General features: G+C 38.9%; 18 protein-coding genes. 12 read left to right on the forward strand and 6 right to left on the reverse strand.

Annotated features, from left to right (window positions below):
• Nucleotides 1-20: 20 nt before the first annotated feature.
• Nucleotides 21-650 carry a YczE/YyaS/YitT family protein gene (locus tag J7I93_RS22465; protein WP_483297148.1) on the reverse strand — a complete coding sequence of 210 codons (630 nt, stop codon included), beginning with the start codon at nt 648-650 and terminating at the stop codon, nt 21-23.
• Between the two features lie 337 nt (nt 651-987).
• Between J7I93_RS22465 and ltaS the strand changes: the two genes are divergently transcribed.
• The 6 genes from ltaS to J7I93_RS22495 all read left to right on the forward strand — a co-directional run bounded on the left by ltaS (nt 988) and on the right by J7I93_RS22495 (nt 7,650).
• The gene (gene ltaS, locus J7I93_RS22470; RefSeq protein WP_214728703.1) at nt 988-2,955 is read left to right on the forward strand and encodes a lipoteichoic acid synthase; all 1,968 of its coding nucleotides are present in this window, start codon (nt 988-990) and stop codon (nt 2,953-2,955) included.
• A gap of 453 nt (nt 2,956-3,408) precedes the next feature.
• Nucleotides 3,409-4,407 (forward strand): F510_1955 family glycosylhydrolase, encoded by a 999-nt coding sequence (locus J7I93_RS22475; protein ID WP_214988679.1) that lies wholly within the window; start codon nt 3,409-3,411, stop codon nt 4,405-4,407.
• Nucleotides 4,408-4,572: 165 nt separating this feature from the next.
• A complete protein-coding gene (locus J7I93_RS22480; protein WP_214728705.1) occupies nt 4,573-4,902 on the forward strand; it encodes a four-helix bundle copper-binding protein in 330 nt (109 codons plus the stop codon).
• Between the two features lie 379 nt (nt 4,903-5,281).
• The gene (locus tag J7I93_RS22485) at nt 5,282-6,019 is read left to right on the forward strand and encodes an urease accessory protein UreH domain-containing protein (protein ID WP_214728707.1); all 738 of its coding nucleotides are present in this window, start codon (nt 5,282-5,284) and stop codon (nt 6,017-6,019) included.
• A gap of 255 nt (nt 6,020-6,274) precedes the next feature.
• Nucleotides 6,275-6,871: a YdhK family protein gene (locus J7I93_RS22490; protein WP_214728709.1), complete on the forward strand. Its 597-nt coding sequence runs from the start codon at nt 6,275-6,277 to the stop codon at nt 6,869-6,871.
• A gap of 146 nt (nt 6,872-7,017) precedes the next feature.
• Entirely contained in the window at nt 7,018-7,650 is a 633-nt protein-coding gene (locus tag J7I93_RS22495; RefSeq protein ID WP_214728711.1) for a nitrite reductase, read from the forward strand.
• Nucleotides 7,651-7,715: 65 nt separating this feature from the next.
• Here the strand turns inward: J7I93_RS22495 and J7I93_RS22500 are convergent, their stop codons facing one another.
• The 4 genes from J7I93_RS22500 to J7I93_RS22515 all read right to left on the reverse strand — a co-directional run bounded on the left by J7I93_RS22500 (nt 7,716) and on the right by J7I93_RS22515 (nt 10,979).
• Nucleotides 7,716-8,234 carry a hypothetical protein gene (locus J7I93_RS22500; protein WP_214728713.1) on the reverse strand — a complete coding sequence of 173 codons (519 nt, stop codon included), beginning with the start codon at nt 8,232-8,234 and terminating at the stop codon, nt 7,716-7,718.
• Between the two features lie 127 nt (nt 8,235-8,361).
• The gene (locus tag J7I93_RS22505) at nt 8,362-8,925 is read right to left on the reverse strand and encodes a TVP38/TMEM64 family protein (protein WP_214728715.1); all 564 of its coding nucleotides are present in this window, start codon (nt 8,923-8,925) and stop codon (nt 8,362-8,364) included.
• A gap of 3 nt (nt 8,926-8,928) precedes the next feature.
• On the reverse strand, nt 8,929-9,606 hold the full coding sequence (locus tag J7I93_RS22510) for a response regulator transcription factor (RefSeq protein WP_214728742.1): 678 nt from the start codon (nt 9,604-9,606) through the stop codon (nt 8,929-8,931).
• On the reverse strand, nt 9,606-10,979 hold the full coding sequence (locus J7I93_RS22515) for a HAMP domain-containing sensor histidine kinase (RefSeq protein ID WP_214728717.1): 1,374 nt from the start codon (nt 10,977-10,979) through the stop codon (nt 9,606-9,608). The genes J7I93_RS22510 and J7I93_RS22515 overlap by 1 nt, the downstream gene beginning before the upstream one ends.
• A 166-nt stretch (nt 10,980-11,145) precedes the next feature.
• Here J7I93_RS22515 and J7I93_RS22520 point away from each other — a divergent pair, with 166 nt between their 5' ends.
• The 6 genes from J7I93_RS22520 to J7I93_RS22545 all read left to right on the forward strand — a co-directional run bounded on the left by J7I93_RS22520 (nt 11,146) and on the right by J7I93_RS22545 (nt 15,965).
• A complete protein-coding gene (locus tag J7I93_RS22520) occupies nt 11,146-11,379 on the forward strand; it encodes a group-specific protein (protein ID WP_214728719.1) in 234 nt (77 codons plus the stop codon).
• Between the two features lie 204 nt (nt 11,380-11,583).
• Nucleotides 11,584-12,258 (forward strand): helix-turn-helix transcriptional regulator, encoded by a 675-nt coding sequence (locus J7I93_RS22525; RefSeq protein ID WP_214728721.1) that lies wholly within the window; start codon nt 11,584-11,586, stop codon nt 12,256-12,258.
• A gap of 137 nt (nt 12,259-12,395) precedes the next feature.
• Complete coding sequence (gene sdaAB / locus J7I93_RS22530; protein WP_214728723.1) at nt 12,396-13,058, forward strand: L-serine ammonia-lyase, iron-sulfur-dependent subunit beta; 663 nt, start codon at nt 12,396-12,398, stop codon at nt 13,056-13,058.
• 39 nt (nt 13,059-13,097) lie between these two features.
• Nucleotides 13,098-13,973, forward strand: coding sequence for an L-serine ammonia-lyase, iron-sulfur-dependent, subunit alpha (sdaAA, locus tag J7I93_RS22535; protein WP_214728744.1), 876 nt, complete (start codon nt 13,098-13,100; stop codon nt 13,971-13,973).
• A gap of 136 nt (nt 13,974-14,109) precedes the next feature.
• Nucleotides 14,110-15,264, forward strand: coding sequence for a thermonuclease family protein (locus tag J7I93_RS22540; RefSeq protein WP_214988675.1), 1,155 nt, complete (start codon nt 14,110-14,112; stop codon nt 15,262-15,264).
• A gap of 248 nt (nt 15,265-15,512) precedes the next feature.
• On the forward strand, nt 15,513-15,965 hold the full coding sequence (locus tag J7I93_RS22545) for a GNAT family N-acetyltransferase (protein WP_214728725.1): 453 nt from the start codon (nt 15,513-15,515) through the stop codon (nt 15,963-15,965).
• A 305-nt stretch (nt 15,966-16,270) separates the two neighbouring features.
• Here J7I93_RS22545 and J7I93_RS22550 read toward each other — a convergent pair whose 3' ends face one another.
• On the reverse strand, nt 16,271-16,501 hold the full coding sequence (locus J7I93_RS22550) for a hypothetical protein (protein WP_353050291.1): 231 nt from the start codon (nt 16,499-16,501) through the stop codon (nt 16,271-16,273).
• Between the last annotated feature and the right edge of the window lie 121 nt (nt 16,502-16,622).

The following is a 16,622-nucleotide window of genomic DNA, read 5'->3' on the forward strand; positions in this document are numbered from 1 at the left end:
TCAGAACCAGGCTGTTTTTTCTATTCAGTAATAATCGGCTTTTTAGGTGCCTGCATTTTTTCAAGCATCTTTTCAAATCTCGGATAAAAGAATTGCACAACCAATCCAAGTGTCAGTGTTACCACAATGGTTCCAACTCCAATAGCTCCTCTAAATAAAAAAGCAAGCAGGAGGGCGAAACTTTCACTGATAATCCGGGAGTTTCTTAAATTTAATCCAAAACGGGTATGAATGGCTACCATCAGTGTATCCATTGGGCTTGCCGGGAATTTTGCCTGCAAATAGATGGCAACACCGACTCCCATTGCAAGTATGCCTAATAATAAGGAAAAGGATTGTCCTGCCAATGTTGCCGGAGATAAATCCTTAAAGATAATCAGCAGCCAAAAGTCGATAAGAGCCCCAATAATAAGGATTGAAATCGCAGCAAGCACCTCTGGCTTTTTCTTCATTAAAAAAGCATTGAGAAAGATCAGCACAATTCCATTTATAAAAACAAAGGTTCCAACCGTTAAGCCGAACATTTGAGATTCACCGACAGCTAATGCATCCCATGCGGAAGCACCAAGATTCGACTTAATGATTAGGGCAACTCCCATCGTAAGAATTAGAAGTCCAACAGTAAAAAATAAGAAACGCTCTTTCATCATGATTCTCCAATCATTTGTAATTAATTTTAGCTTGTACCCTTTTAAAATCATTACTCGCAAAGAAGTAATATTATGAAAGGAAAATTCATTTTACCACCAGATTCAATTCGTTTATAGTGAAATATTTTGTGGGGCTATTCCGAGTTTGTAGGATTTTGCAAGAAAAAGGCGAAAGATATAGCGGGGATTTTTGTTTTCATTAGGCTGAAACTGTGCTATATTATTTTACATTCATTCACCAATAATTAATGTTAGCTTTACATATTTTACTTAAAAAATAAAAAACTTAGCTGTCGCTAAGTTTTTCGCATGTTTACAATTTAAGAGGTGAAACATTATGGGAAAGCTTTTAATATCGCCTAAAAAGCTGGCGAAAAGCAGCCTGGCTGTATTCTTTCTGGCTGTAATTCTGTTTTGGCTAAAAACGTATATTGCCTATCGAATTGAATTTAATTTGGGAATTAACAATGATGTCCAAAGGTTTTTGCTGTTTCTGAATCCATTAAGTTCTACTCTTGTATTCCTAGGACTTGCTTTGGTTTTTAAAGGAAAGTTTCAGTCCGTGATGTTAATTGGCTTAAACTTCTTTTTATCCTTTTTGCTGTATGCCAATGTCGTTTATTACCGATTCTTTAACGACTTTATTACTGTGCCAGTCTTAATGCAGGCAAAAGTGAATGGCGGACAGCTTGGGGACAGTGCTCTTTCATTAATGTCTCCATTAGATATTCTTTATTTTACCGATACCCTTTTGCTGATTTTTCTTGCAGTAAAGAAATGGTACAAACCTGGAAGGAAAGTTAGCAGAAAACCTGCTCTGGCTGTAATCGCAGCTGGAATCATTGTTTTTTTCATCAATCTCGAAATTGCTGAAAGTGATCGTCCGGAACTCTTGACCCGCTCATTTGACCGCAATTATTTAGTTAAGTATCTTGGTGCGTACAACTTTACGATTTACGATATTGTCCAAAATGCCAAATCTGCGAGTCAGAGAGCGTTAGCGGATAATAATGATGTAACCGAAGTGGAAAACTACGTGAAAGCCAAGTATGCTCCGCCAAATCCTGAGTTCTTTGGAAAGGCGGAAGGAAAGAATGTTATTTTTATTTCCATGGAATCACTTCAGACCTTTATCATTGATTACAAACTAAATGGAAAAGAAGTTACGCCATTCCTAAACTCTCTTGCCCATGATGGAAAAACGTTTTATTTCGATAACCTCATTAACCAGACTGGCCAGGGAAAGACATCTGATGCGGAGTTCATCATGGATACATCATTATATCCAATGTCACAGGGCGCTGTTTACGTAACGAAAGCGCAAAATACTTTTCATGGCACACCTGCTATCTTAAAATCCCGAGGCTATACTTCCGCTTCCTTCCATGGAAACTATAAAACCTTTTGGAATCGGAACGAAATGTATAAAACAATGGGATATGACAAATTCTTTGATGCAGAGTATTACAATATGAGTGATGAAAATACAAAAAATTATGGCTTAAAAGATAAGCCGTTTTTCAAGGAATCTATGCCGCTGCTGACAAGCCTGCCGCAGCCATTCTATACAAAATTCATCACACTTTCAAACCACTTCCCGTTTAAGATGGATGAATGGGATACAGACTTTCCTGCAGCTGAAACAGACAATAATGTTGTCAATCATTATTTCCAGTCTGCCAACTATATGGATCAGGCTCTAGAGCAATTCTTTACTGACTTAAAAGAATCAGGCTTATATGAGAATACAATTGTTGTCATGTATGGTGATCACTACGGAATATCGGAAAACCACAATGAGGCAATGGCAGAGATAGTCGGAAAAGAAATCACTCCTTTTGAATATGCACAGCTACAGAGGGTGCCGGTGTTTATTCATGTACCTGGCGTTGATGGAGGGGTAAACCATAATTTCGGCGGACAGGTGGATGTGCGTCCGACCTTACTTCACCTGCTGGGTATCGATACAAAGGATTATTTAGAAATGGGTTCAGACCTATTATCTGATAAGCATCGTGAAGTCGTGCCTTTCCGAAATGGAGATTTCATATCACCTGAATTCACTCAAGTGGAAGAAACATGCTACTATACTGAAACAGGAGAAATTGCTGAAGCGAGCGCATGCTCACCACTGTCAGACCAGGCGAAAAAAGAGCTCGAAATGTCTGATAACATTGTATACAAAGACTTGCTGCGCTTTTACCAGCCAGAGGGGTTTGTACCAGTCAATCGAAATGACTTCTCTTATGTTAAAAAAGAAGAGCCATTTAAAGAAGAGCGAAATGGGCCTGGCATACAGAAATAAAAGCGGGAGCGGGGAAAAGAATCTCCGCTCTTTATTTTATTTTTTGGCTGTGATCTGGCACTTTGTTGATCTTAGTATCCTGCTGATTGGAACGGAAGGATAAATCCGCCTTTCCTTCGTGCGGTGTTTATCAAAGCCCTGGGAAGGAGCGTGTCAATGGGTGGCCCGGACCGTCCGCGGAGATCGGCAGGTACGTTTGACAGAGCTTTAGAAAAAAATGTCTGATTTTCCGATTCGTTGATATATTGAAAAATCCGTTGATATATGTAAATTTCGTTGGATTTATCATTTTTCGTGCACACTTTTTGCATAAGTTTTTAGTAACCTCTACTTAGAATACAGCTTTTAAGCTTTTTAAAGTGGCTATTCTCCTTGCTATTCCTTTAGCAAGCTGTTATTTTAGACACTTAAAAGACTAACAAGCTGAAAAAATAGAATGTTGGAGTGAAAAAGTTGAAGAATTTATGGATCATTGCTGCTGGACTTACATTAGGGCTAAGCGCGTGCGGCCAAACCGAAGAACCGAAAGTTTCGGAAGAAGAAAATATAGTCGAGGAGCAGGAAGAACAAATAGAAAACCAAAATACAGCTGATCAGCAAAAAGAGGCCATTGCAAACCATGATTTTTTTGAACCGTTTGATGGGAAAATCGATCACATTCATGGGGTTGGTTATGTAGGTAATCAAGGAGCACCTTTTTTTGCTACTCATGATGGCTTAAAAGTATATGAAAACGGCAAATGGTATAAAACAAAAGAGCAAAACCATGATTATATGGGTTTTAATGCCACAAAAGATGGCTTTTATACAAGCGGACACCCCGGACATGATTCCAATCTCCCAAACCCTTTAGGTATCCAAAAAAGTGCTGATAACGGACAAACACTTGAAATGCTGGATCTTGAAGGAGAAACAGATTTTCATGTCATGGGAATTGGCTATGAAGATCCAGCAATATTTGTCATGAATCCACATAAGAACTCCAAGATGCAAACAGAAAAGTTTTATTTAAGTGAAGACCACGCTAAAACATGGCAAGAAGTACAAGCCAATGGACTTGAAGATACATTGATCAGCGTTGCCGTACATCCGCAAAAACCAGACTATTTGGCGGCTGCGGGACAGCAGGGCATTTATCTTTCTAGCGATAAAGGAGAAAATTTTGAAAAAATTACTGAAACCGGACAAGGTACATCAGTATTTTTTACAAATGACAGCCTGGTTTATGGAAGTTATGATGGAAATACCAAACTAATTAAGCGTTCTCTCTCTGATAAAACTGAAAAGGATATTACTTTGCCCCAGATGCAAGAGGATGCAGTTATGTATTTCGCTCAAAACCCTCAGAATGAACAGGAGATGACGTTTGCCTCTTTTAATGGGAATGTTTATTTTACAAATGATAGCGGCAGCAATTGGGAGCTGTTAGTAGAAAAAGGAGTTTTTAAGTAAAAAAAGATGAACGGAATGTGGGATCTCTCATATTCCGTTTTTTTTGTGAACAGCTCATAATAATCGTAGATTTTTAAGCTGATAAATATGCATAAAATATGCAGTTTACTCTATAAAGGCTAGGGTAGATAAATGATGTAGAAGATATAAAGGAAGGGTGATAAAATGTATAGCCAGTCATATGAACAATGTATCCAAGCTTGTCTTGAATGTATGGAGGCATGTAATGTATGTTATGATGCATGTTTGGGCGAAAAAGATTTAAAAATGATGGCAGATTGTATTCGAATGGACAGGGAATGTGCTGATATATGTGCGTTCGCTGCAAAATCAATGCAATCAAATAGTCCATTTGCCAAGCAGATTTGCGGACTTTGCGCAGATATTTGTGAAGCATGCGGAAATGAATGCAAAAAGCATGATCACGACCATTGCCAAAAATGTGCAGAAGCATGCTTTAAATGTGCAGAAGCATGCCGTAAAATGGCATCTTAATATTTTAACCAAAAATGATAAGAAAACAGGCATCCTGTCAAGGAGTCTGTTTTTTTTATGTCGTTTTTACTAATCTCCTTAATTTCTTCATAGTTTCATGTTACAAATTAAATAGAAGGCTATTTTCTAAAAGATTGTTGTTTTTGAATAGATTTATGAATAGAACAATAAATAAGGTTGGTTGATTGGAGCGTAAGGTGTGAGACTCCTGCGGGAGGAGTGGGACAGGTGAGACCCGCAGCGCGCCGAGGCTCACCGCCCACCCCGCGGAAAGCGAGCAGCCTGGAGCGGAAATCAACCTCTCTACAATACTTTTGCGAAAACAGCCAAATAGAAAGACTTTATGTTAATAATCTGAAGCAATTAGGAGCAGGTCACGATGTATGAAATTTTTAGCCAAATCAGTAATTATATAAGCCAGCCATTGATTAGTTTAGGTCTGGATACAAAGGGGGTTCCTCTGTTTTCTGCGTTTATTTTAGGGATAGTAGGAGCTTTAGCGCCATGTCAATTTACAGGAAACCTTGGGGCGATTACTATTTTCGGAAATCAATCTATTCAAAAAAGAACAGCGTGGGCTGAGGTTCTGTTTTTTATTCTTGGCAAAATCGTTGTTTTTACTGGCCTTGGGTTACTTGTATGGATTCTGGGGGTGGAAATTAAGACATCTTTAACTGCTTATTTTCCATGGTTTAGAAAAATTGTCGGGCCGTTATTTATTTTAATAGGTTTATTTTTATTTGGTGTTATTAAATTTCACAAAAGTTTTACCTTGGGAAGTATTCCGGAGAAGTTGCAAAAAAAGGGCCCCCTCGGTGCTTTTTTCATGGGTGTCAGTTTTACGCTGGGTTTCTGTCCTACAATGTTCGTCTTATTTTTTATCACACTTATGCCAATGGCAATGGCAGTAAGTTATGGACCAGTTCTACCAGCAATTTTTGCAATTGGGACTTCACTCCCGCTGATTATGGCTATTTTCTTAATTTGGTATTTTGGACTTGGCGGGAAGCTGATGAAGAAAAAGGGGAGAAAGCTTGGATCAGGAGTCCAAAAGGTTACCGGTGCTCTAATGTTATTACTGGGTATTCTGGATACCATAACTTACTGGAGTATTTAATAGATCCAGAGAAAATATTGTAGTAGATACTGTTAAAGTGGAGATACTCCTAATGTAATCAGTATAATGAATTGATTATTCCGCCCCTTGCTCATAAGCAAGGGGTTTTTTTATAAGTGTCTATGAACCTATTTGTATTTGAGTATTATATCCGTTCTTTCAGGGAATAATTATCTGGATATTGTATTAGTTGCTCCTTATTTTCTGCACAATTTCTTGTAATAATATGTTCAAAATAAAAAGGAGGATTTTGGAATGATCAAAGGAAAGAAATTAGCGACAGGGTTTGTTTCATTGTCAGTTGTGTTAATGTTAGCTGCGTGCGGAGGAAATGGGGAGGAAGCAAGTCCTGAAGAAACTGCTGAAAACAATACAGCTTCTGAAGAAAGCACCAATCATTCTGGAGACCATACTAGTATGGATCACTCAGGCTCAGGTGAAGTCCCTGAAGGATTAAAAGTCAGTGAGAATCCAAAATATGAAGTCGGCAGTAAAGCGATCATAACACATGGACATATGGAAGGCATGGAGGGCGCTGAGGCAACCATCGTTGGTGCTTATGATACAACAGTTTATACTATTTCCTATACACCAACCACTGGCGGAGAAAGGGTAGAAAATCATAAATGGGTTGTCCATCAGGAAATTGCCAATGCTAAAGAGGAGCCATTTGCAGAAGGTGACGAGGTTAAAGTAAATGCCAGCCATATGGAGGGCATGGAAGGCGCAGCAGCCGAAATCGATTCTGCGGAGGAAATGACCGTCTATATGGTTGATTTTACTACAACAGATGGAGAAGAAGTAACAAACCATATGTGGGTAACAGAAACCGAGCTTTCTCCTGCTGAATAAATAATTAATCGGTCATAAAAGAACTTACTCTTTTAATAGGGTAAGTTCTTTTTTAATGAGGTAAAACTTTTATACTATAGAGGGGTATTGTATAATAAAAGAAGGATTATAGATTTAATTAAAATAAGAAGCAAAGGGGAATTTTTATGGCCGAAATGAAAGAAAAAGTAAAGCTCGCAGTCAACGGTGGCATAAATTTTGGAGCAAAACTTACCGCTAAACAACTAATAATTTTGACAAAATATATGGAAGAAAACGGTGAACTTGAACTGACTACCTTTCAGCAGCTCTATCTAGAAATTGATGCTGAAAGGAAAGAAGAGATCATTAAAGAGTTTGAACAGGCGGGTTTATATTGCTATCCTGTTGGGAGCTATGTGAAAAGCCTGAGAACCTGTAATTTTTGCAAAGGTGAAGAGGAGGAAGGGATGCCTGTGGCGAAGGAAATTAATAAGCGAATTGCAGGCAGACCTGTACCCTTTACACTAAAGCCTGCCTATACTGGATGTCCGGTTGGCTGCGGGGAACCTCTCATGAATGATATTGGAATTATGAAGATGAAAGATACCTATGATTTATATATTGGAGGTAAATCAAAAGGCAGGGACGCCGAAGCGGGAACACTCTACATGGAAGGCCTGAATCCTGACCACTTATATTCTGCCATTGATAAACTAATAGGAATATATCAGCAAAACGGCAAGAAAAGAGAAGCTTTCCATAAATTTGTGAAAAGGGTTGGAATTGAGAATTTACGTGCGGCAACGAAGAAAATATAAATGAAAAAGGAAACAGCATCAACACTCTGCTTGAAGAGAGAAAAGATGCTGTTTTTTAAAGGGATTTATTTAGAATATTTCTTTTTAAATGCATTCATTGCCTCAACCTGTTCTTCACGTGAAGCATCCGGCACATGCTCCCACCCTTTTTCTTTTATAATATGAGAATATTCATCCTGAATCCTGGCCTGCTGGAGAGCCATTTGAACATGAATATTCTTAATGTTTTCAGCTTTCATAGATAAAGCTGAAGTAAAGTTATCAAGTGCCATTGACCTGGCAGTATGGCGTCCTTCAATGGCAATATTTTGCTGGGTTAGCTGAGTAACTGGAGATTTACAGTCAATTGGAACGGGTTTTACTTCCGTTAAAGCTTCTACACCTATGTTCTCGTTGACCTGTGGGTCCATTAGGCTAATCATGACCCTGACATGATTGTCCATAATGACTATTTGTTCATAAATGACCTGCCGCATTTCAGGATTTTCCACGGAGCAGAAAAACAGCTTTAACTTTTCGATAACGGTTTTATGAATGTTTAAGTGTTCAGCCATAAGGCTTAAATCCATCGATTTAAGTATCATTTTAATCCCCCTAATACCAAAAAATTCACCCTCTTCCTATGTTTATCACTACACGGCTTGTCATCATGACAAAATATTAATTTGAGGATGGAGTGTCAAAACAAAAAGAACAGTTTTAAACTGTCCTTTAGTTAACTCCTCTTTTCCATATCAAATAAAGCAAAAACATTACGGCAATCAATAGAATGATCCCAATTTGCATTTCTGTTTTTAATTTAAGTGCTTCCGAGATTGTGTATGCCTCAATAATTAAAGCGGGAATCTTCCCAAGTGTGCTGGCCAGGCTGAATGAAAGCAACCCCATTTTGCTAAAGGCTGCAGTCAGTGTTACTGCTCCAGATGGGACGAATGGCAAGATTCTTAGTAAAATAACGATAAAAAAGGCAGTAGTACCCTCAGCATTTTTAAGTTTAAGCAAAAATTTGTTATCCTTATTTTTGATCTTCGGAAAAATAGAGAATAGTTTGGAGATCCCTTTACGGTATAGAACGAAGCTTACGACCGCTCCAGCAGCTTCGCCAATAATTAAAATGAATAAACCCCAGTTCAAGTCAAATACGGCAATAGTGCCGACCGTTATAAAGGCACTTGGGAGAACCCCTGTAATGGCGACTCCTACATTCATCATAATACTAAAAAGTGCTGCAAATAAAGGATGTCCGGAAATCCATAAAAGAATATCAGAAAACATTCCTTATTCCTTTCCGGTCCATTTGTAGCCGACTCCCCAGACAGTCAGTAGATAATCATCAGCCGGGAAACCAGCTTTCCGCAGTTTTTCACGTAAATTGCGAACATGTGAATCGATCGTGCGATCTTCAATGGATACACCATATCCCCAAACGGAACCAATCAAATGCTCTCTTGAAAAAACCTTGTTCGTGTTAGCAAGAAAAAGCTTAAGCATAGAAAATTCTTTTGGGGTTAAAAGGATTTCTTTGTTCTTAAAAAGCAGTTCAAATGAATCCTCTTTTAATACTAATCCCTTAAAGGTTAATGTCTTTCCGTCTGATTGACTTCTTCTGAGGACCGCTTCAATTCTTGCGACCAACTCATCTTCATCAAACGGTTTCAAAATATAATCATCTGCTCCAATGTTTAGGCCTTTGACAATATCAGGTTTCTCGCTTTTGGCAGTCAGCATAATGATTGGAATATCCCAAAACTTTTTAATCTCCCGGCATACTATCCAGCCATCCATTTCAGGCATCATCACATCCAGAAGAATGAGATCTGCAGAATGGGAATCAAGATAAAGCAAAGCATCTGCGCCTGATGTGGATTTAATGCAATTGTAGCCGCGTGGTGTTAAATATAAAGAAATCAAATCAAGCATTCTTGTTTCATCATCTACCAGCAGTATTGTTTTCATCAAACATTGTCTCCCTTAAAAACCATTTCAAATTCAGTTCCTATATTTTCTTTGCTTTTTACAGTAATGGTCCCTCCATGGGCATGGATAAGCTCTTTTACAATGGCGAGACCGAGCCCCGTTCCACCAAGGGCTCTTGTGCGTGATTTATCCACTCTGTAGAAGCGATTAAAAATATAAGGCAGTTCATGTTCCGGAATTCCTTTTCCGTTATCTTTTATCCTAATATTGATATTCTTTTTGTGCCTGCTTACAGTAATTGCTGTTTTTCCATCCGGTGAAGAATATTTAATACTGTTATCCAAAAGATTAAAGATGATTTGTTCAAGTCTGGATGCATCAGCATTTAACTGGATAGCTTCCGGGCAATTTACAACAAGTATCATCCTTTTATCCATAAAGGCAGGTGTAAATTTTGCTTCAATTTTTCTCATAAAATCATTGAGGTCAATCGGTGTTTTGTGAATATCAAAAGAATTTTTATCAATTTTCGCCAAATCAAAAAGATTTTTAACCATATCTGAGAGGCGGTTTGTTTCTTCCAGGATAATCGATAAATATTGATTTCTTTCTTCTGCAGTAAGATTTCGTTTTTGGACGATATCCGCATAGCCTTTAATGTAGGTAAGCGGAGTGCGAAGTTCATGTGAAATGCTTGATAAAAACTCGCTGCGTTCCTCTTTTAAGTAGCTTAAATCATTGGCTAATAACTGTATTGATTTTGCCAAATCCCCAAGTTCATCATTACCTGTTTTGGGAAGGGAAACAGAAAAATCACCCTTACTGATTTGCGATGTTGCTTCTTTCATTTTTATTAAAGGTTTTGCCAGTGCTTTTGATAGAAAAATAATAATCGTAATGGTAAAGATAACAGCTATGAACCCTGCAAGCAAAAACTGTTCATTTAAACGGGAAATAAGGGATTGAATCCATGCTGTATCCTGAAACATATAAACATGGCCGATAAGCTGGCCTTCCTGTTCAATGGGGCTTACGGTAGAAATATAATCCTCATCCGTCCAATTATCACCGATCGTTTGCCCTTCTCTGGGAATTGTAGGAATGGGCCTATCAATATATTCTTGAATGGAGGAGCTTCTTACAGATGAACCAAGAATGTTTTTATTTATATTTGTAATGACCACATCAGTATTGGCTTCAGACTCCATTAAGGCTACATGGGAAATGGTATCGTTATCAAAATGTCTTTCAAGGATTGCACGATGAGAGTTGCCTCTTGTTTGGAGAGCAATCAATTCTTCTTCCACACGAGATTCAACAAGTGTGCTATGTAAAAAGAAAAACGTAAAGGTTTCAAGCCCGAAAAGGATTAGAAAAAACAATAACCCCAATTTTAAGGAAAGATTCTTCAAAGAACTCACTCATTTCAGATCTATTACTTCTATTATATTCGAAAAATTTGAAGAATCTATGCAGAAGCTTTAGGTTTTAACCAGGGTGAAGGAAGGTAAATTAGAAAAATGTGTCCTAACATAGTAAAATGCAAGTAGAACAGTTCTATATTCAGGAGGGATAACAATGAGCGAATGTAAGTTAGACCATTCACAAGAAGACGTACAGAAAAAATTTGAACAGCAGGCAGAATTTCTTCCAGAGGATATGAAACCATTATTTCAATCCTTCTTCCAGGAAGAACATACCCAGGATTTATTAAATGAAGTTTTTCATCTATTAAAAAAGTTCGACCTTGCATCTGAAGAAGAAAAGAGCGAGCGTGTAAATAGGTTATACTTAGTACTGAGAAACGTATAAGCAGTAGATGCCACATCCGCTTGGAGATGTGGCATTTTTCTATACAAGTATAAGATCTATTTACGATCTGTATGATTGTTTACAATTTTTTTGTAGTTATTAAAATTTTATTTTAATTAATTTATTTTTTATGTTATGATTCAATTATTGAGAAATATAGAGTAGTATATTAATGAAAGCGATTACAGAAGGAAGTGACAGAAATTGAAGGAATGCCATAAGCCTGTATTTGACTTGGCGATCCGGACTGCTGATATGCTTGTAAAAATGTTTGGTTCACGATGTGAAGTGGCTGTCCACGATTTCAGCGACTTAAAAAAATCGCTTATTCATATTGCCGGGAATGTAACAGACCGAAAAATCGGCTCTCCTATTACTGACCTCGTGTTAAATGAACTAGCCAAGCATGAGAATGATGTAAACGATATCGCGAATTATAAAACGCAATCTAAAAAGGGAAATATCATGAAATCATCCACGATTTTTCTTCGTGATGATGAAAATAAGGTAATTGGCGCATTGTGCCTGAATTACGATATAAGTTTGCTGATGCAATTTAGCGGTGAAATTGAAGAGTTCATCGGCTTTGATGACAGCCATTCCAAATCAGAAAACTTCTATAATTCTGTTCAGGACGTGATCCACGAGATGGTCGAACAGGTGCTTCAAGGATTTAAGAAGGCGCCTTCGCTCATGACGCTTGATGAAAAGGTTGAGTGTGTACGCCAGCTTGAAGATAAAGGGACATTTCTGATTAAGGGGGCAACAGACTATGTCGCCTCTGTGCTGGGGGTCTCTAAATTTACGATTTACAATTATTTGCAGAAAATCAGAACCATTAATGAGCTGCATCCAGAAGCAGCTATCGAACATAAATAAGTCAATTCTTTCCTTGCTTACTATAATTAGTATAAAAATAGTGAGAAAATGTATTTAAATCTTGAACCTTTATGTTACAATTTTCTCTTGCCGCTAAAAAGATAGATTACGACCATTAGAGTAAAGGGGCATATAAAATGAAATACAGATCTGCATTTGATATAATCGGTCCGGTTATGATCGGTCCTTCAAGTTCACATACAGCTGGAGCTGCACGCATTGGGCGGGTTGCCCGGACACTCTTTGGAAAGCAGCCTTCCAAAGCAGAAATTTCATTATACGGGTCATTCGCTAAAACCTATAAAGGCCATGGCACAGACGTGGCCATTGTTGGCGGAATTTTGGATTTTGATACATTTGATGAGCGGATCCCTTCTGCACTGCAGTTAGCAGAAGAGGCAGGTATTGAAGTGATCTTTACAGTGGAAGACACAGTAACAGACCATCCTAATACAGTAAGAATTAAGCTTTCTGAAGGGGATAGAGATCTGGAGCTTGTCGGAATCTCCATTGGGGGCGGAACGATTGAAATAACTGAGTTAAATTCATTTGAACTTAAATTGACAGGTGAGCATCCTGCTATCTTAGTCGTCCATAACGATCAGTTCGGCGTAATTTCCGCTGTAACAAACATTTTATCAAAGCACCAAATCAACATTGGACATATGGAAGTTTCCCGCAAAGAAAAAGGGAAAATGGCGATTATGGTCATTGAAGTGGACCAGAAGATTGACGAAGATGTGATGGCCGAGCTGGAAGGGCTTCCAAATATTACGCAAATTATTAGAATGGTTGACTAATAGGTTAAGACGCTGTGCACCAGGAGGGAATTACTAATGTTGTTTAGAAATGTTGCCGAGCTTGTTGAGCTCGCAAATAATAAAGGTGTTAAAATTGCCGAAATTATGATTCAGCAAGAAATAGAAGTTACCGGCCGGACGCGTGAAGAAATTTTTGAAAAGATGGACCGTAACCTGACAGTAATGGAGCAGGCGGTTGAGCGCGGCTTGAATGGGGTGACGTCTGTAACCGGATTGACAGGCGGAGATGCTGTTCTTCTTCAAAAATATATTAAAAGCGGAAAAGCATTATCAGGCAATATTTTGCTTGATGCCGTCAGCAAAGCGGTCGCGACCAATGAAGTAAACGCCGCAATGGGAACGATCTGTGCTACCCCAACAGCCGGCTCTGCCGGCGTTGTGCCTGGTACATTGTTCGCAGTAAAGGAAGTTTTAAATCCAACTCGCAAAGAAATGATTGAATTCCTCTTCACTTCAGCGGCTTTCGGCTTTGTAGTTGCAAACAATGCTTCTATTTCCGGGGCGGCTGGCGGATGCCAAGCCGAAGTAGGATCAGCTAGCGGTATGGCAGCTGCATCTATTGTGGAAATGGCAGGAGGTACACCAAACCAGGCTGCAGAAGCGATGGCGATTACACTGAAAAATATGCTCGGTCTGGTTTGTGACCCAGTTGCCGGACTTGTAGAGGTTCCCTGTGTGAAACGAAATGCCATGGGTGCTTCCAATGCAATGACAGCAGCCGATATGGCTCTCGCTGGAATTACAAGCCGCATTCCTTGCGATGAAGTTATTCATGCCATGTTCCAGATCGGCCAAACTATGCCATCTGCATTACGGGAAACAGCAGAAGGCGGATTAGCTGCAACTCCAACCGGGAGAAGGCTGCAGGAACAAATTTTTGGGAAAAAGCAATAACCCTATAAAATATAATTAGTAGCACCAATTCTTAAAAGAGTTGGTGTTATTTAATTTTGTGGATAAGAATAGGTTAAAGGGATGTCTATTTACGATATACTTGATACAGAATTTAAAAGGGGAGAGGATAGAAAGAGTGAAGGTTTTAAGAGGAGTTTTTTTCACTATTATTATATTATTTATGCTGTTATTAGGAATAGTGACACCAGCAGCTTTTATCGGGCTGGTTGTCTTTTTGATTGGATTGTTTTTAAACAATCAGTACCGCAGATTTAAAACCAATTTTAACAAATCAGGCTGGATCATGGCTGCGGGAATGATCCTCTCAATATTTTTGGCTGTGGCATTTTCTGAGACCACCGAAACTGTAACAGACCAGGACATTGAAGAAGATACAAAACAGGAAGAAACGGCAAAAGAAGAGCAGCGGGAAACCGAAGAGAAACAGCAGGCAGAGGAAGATAAGCTTGCAGAAGAAGAGGAAGCAAAAAAGCAGGCTGAAGAGAAAGCTAGGCTAGAGGCTGAGAAAGCGGAAAAGGAGAAGCAAGAAGAAGCTGAGAGACAGCAGAAGGAAGAAGAACAGATTGCTGCCAGCTTAGGTCTTGAGCTGGTGACTATAGGAAGAGTAGTTGATGGGGATACGGTTGAAACATCAGATGGAAGAAAAGTGCGCCTGATTGGAATCAACACACCTGAGTCTACAACAAAAGATGAAGAATATGGAAAAGAGGCCAGCCAATATACCTCATCAAAGTTAACGGGTAAAAAAGTTTGGATGCAAAAGGACGTATCTGATACAGACCGATATGGCCGCCTTTTAAGAATCATTTGGCTAGAAATCCCTTCAGATGATATGGATGAGACTGAAATGCGGACCAAAATGTTCAACGCCCATTTAGTGCTGAACGGGTTTGCTGAACCATCAACGTATAACCCGGATGTGAAATACAGTGAATTTTTCAGGAAGTTTGGCAGGGAAGCAAGAGAAGCCAGTAAAGGTCTCTGGGCATTTGGAAATGAAGGAACAACCAGGGGTGATTTGGATTCTTCGGGCAGCAGCAGTGCGGGTGGTTCATCGTCAGGCTCTGGAACCGGCAATATTTCAAGCGGCTCAGAAACGGACAGCAGTTCGTCCAGCAACAGTGCTTCATCGTCATCAGAAAATCAATCAGAGTCTTACAAAAACTGTACAGAGCTGAGAAAGGTGTATCCGAATGGAGTTCCATCGACACATCCTGCTTATGACTCAAAACATGATCGAGATAAAGATGATTTTGCCTGTGAAAGATAGAATGGAGGCTGATTCTTGCAAAAGAGTCGACACTTTGAAGAAAAACTGGCGGTTTTTAACAAGGACTTCCTCCTTCAATCTTTAAAATTAAAGCTAGCCATAGTTTATCTGCTAATTTTAATGATTTCTTCGCTAAATTACTGAAATTGTTCGTAAGTTTTAGAGGTTTCTTCGCAATTTCACCATTTTGTTCTCAAGTTTTGGCAGGTTCTTCGAAAAGTCGACAAGTGTTTTTCAGGAGGGAGATCATGGAAAGGTTCCGTTTTACTCAAATAGATAATTTGTTAACATTAGATATCAAAGAACTGCTGGATGAAAGTATATCTGAAGGTTTTCGGTTTTTAGCCCGCTTAATTGCCGAGTACCAAAGTGGCATAAATACATTCTCTCGCCGGGGTGAAGGTCTGTTTTGCGTTATGAACCACTTAGGCAAAATTGTGGCAATTGGCGGTCTTAATCAGGATCCGTATTCAAACGAACCAAACATTGGGAGATTAAGAAGATTCTATGTTGCCAGCAGTTACCGCAGAATAGGTGTGGGAAAGGAGCTGTTAGGGCCAATTTTGACTTATGCCAAAGAAAATTTTGATTTAATTGTTCTGCATACAGACACCGAAAAAGCAGATACATTCTACAGAGCTAACGGCTTTAAAAAATGCAGTATCTTTCCTGAGTCAACTCACGTGCTATATTTTAAATAAGGTTTTTTTCGCAAACTTAGCTGCTTTTAAGTCAAGTAGTGAGGAGTGGAAGATTTCCTCATCAGGATGCACAGCGAACCGTGGAACGGGCGGTGAGCCTCGTCCCACTCCCCTGCTGGACTTTGAATAAGCAGCCTTGACTCATCACCGCACGAAGTAAATGTGTATGCATCTTAGAGGATATCTCGCACATTACGCTCCAATCAGCCAATCTTGTATATCAATGTTTTTATTCAAAATCTATTTAAAAACAACAATCTTTTGAAAGAGCCTTAAATAAAGAACACTAGTTAAAAACCAGTGTTCTAAGACGTTCTCCTATGATGGTCATTCAGTTTAATGAGTGACCCCCTTTTTATCCAATAGTGGAAGTTTTCTGCAGGAAAAACACCGCGCCCGCTTGATCTGTCCATTTGAATCACAACACTGCTTGGTGTTACTTCGAGAATTTTCAAGGTTTGAGAACGGTAAAGATTCGGAGCAAAACTGCTTTTGATTTCAAATTGCATATCTTTATCCAGGTTCAAGGATGACACCTCCAAGTATTGTTATATTTATGGTTCCCATTCTATATTTTTCTATCCATTTATTGGCCAGTATAATTGAAACAAAAAATCTCCTGCAAGCAGCTGGAGATTTTCACATGTGCGCCCGGCA

Source organism: Bacillus sp. ISL-47, from assembly GCF_018613175.1.
Taxonomy (GTDB): domain Bacteria; phylum Bacillota; class Bacilli; order Bacillales; family Cytobacillaceae; genus Cytobacillus.

Excerpts from the sequence above, each read along its gene's own strand:
- J7I93_RS22465 (WP_483297148.1), bottom strand. The coding sequence starts at position 650 with ATGATGAAAGAGCGTTTCTTATTTTTTACTGTTGGACTTCTAATTCTT.
- ltaS (WP_214728703.1), top strand. The coding sequence starts at position 988 with ATGGGAAAGCTTTTAATATCGCCTAAAAAGCTGGCGAAAAGCAGCCTG.
- J7I93_RS22480 (WP_214728705.1), top strand. The coding sequence starts at position 4,573 with ATGTATAGCCAGTCATATGAACAATGTATCCAAGCTTGTCTTGAATGT.
- J7I93_RS22485 (WP_214728707.1), top strand. The coding sequence starts at position 5,282 with ATGTATGAAATTTTTAGCCAAATCAGTAATTATATAAGCCAGCCATTG.
- J7I93_RS22490 (WP_214728709.1), top strand. The coding sequence starts at position 6,275 with ATGATCAAAGGAAAGAAATTAGCGACAGGGTTTGTTTCATTGTCAGTT.
- J7I93_RS22495 (WP_214728711.1), top strand. The coding sequence starts at position 7,018 with ATGGCCGAAATGAAAGAAAAAGTAAAGCTCGCAGTCAACGGTGGCATA.
- J7I93_RS22500 (WP_214728713.1), bottom strand. The coding sequence starts at position 8,234 with ATGATACTTAAATCGATGGATTTAAGCCTTATGGCTGAACACTTAAAC.
- J7I93_RS22505 (WP_214728715.1), bottom strand. The coding sequence starts at position 8,925 with ATGTTTTCTGATATTCTTTTATGGATTTCCGGACATCCTTTATTTGCA.
- J7I93_RS22510 (WP_214728742.1), bottom strand. The coding sequence starts at position 9,606 with ATGAAAACAATACTGCTGGTAGATGATGAAACAAGAATGCTTGATTTG.
- J7I93_RS22520 (WP_214728719.1), top strand. The coding sequence starts at position 11,146 with ATGAGCGAATGTAAGTTAGACCATTCACAAGAAGACGTACAGAAAAAA.
- sdaAB (WP_214728723.1), top strand. The coding sequence starts at position 12,396 with ATGAAATACAGATCTGCATTTGATATAATCGGTCCGGTTATGATCGGT.
- J7I93_RS22545 (WP_214728725.1), top strand. The coding sequence starts at position 15,513 with ATGGAAAGGTTCCGTTTTACTCAAATAGATAATTTGTTAACATTAGAT.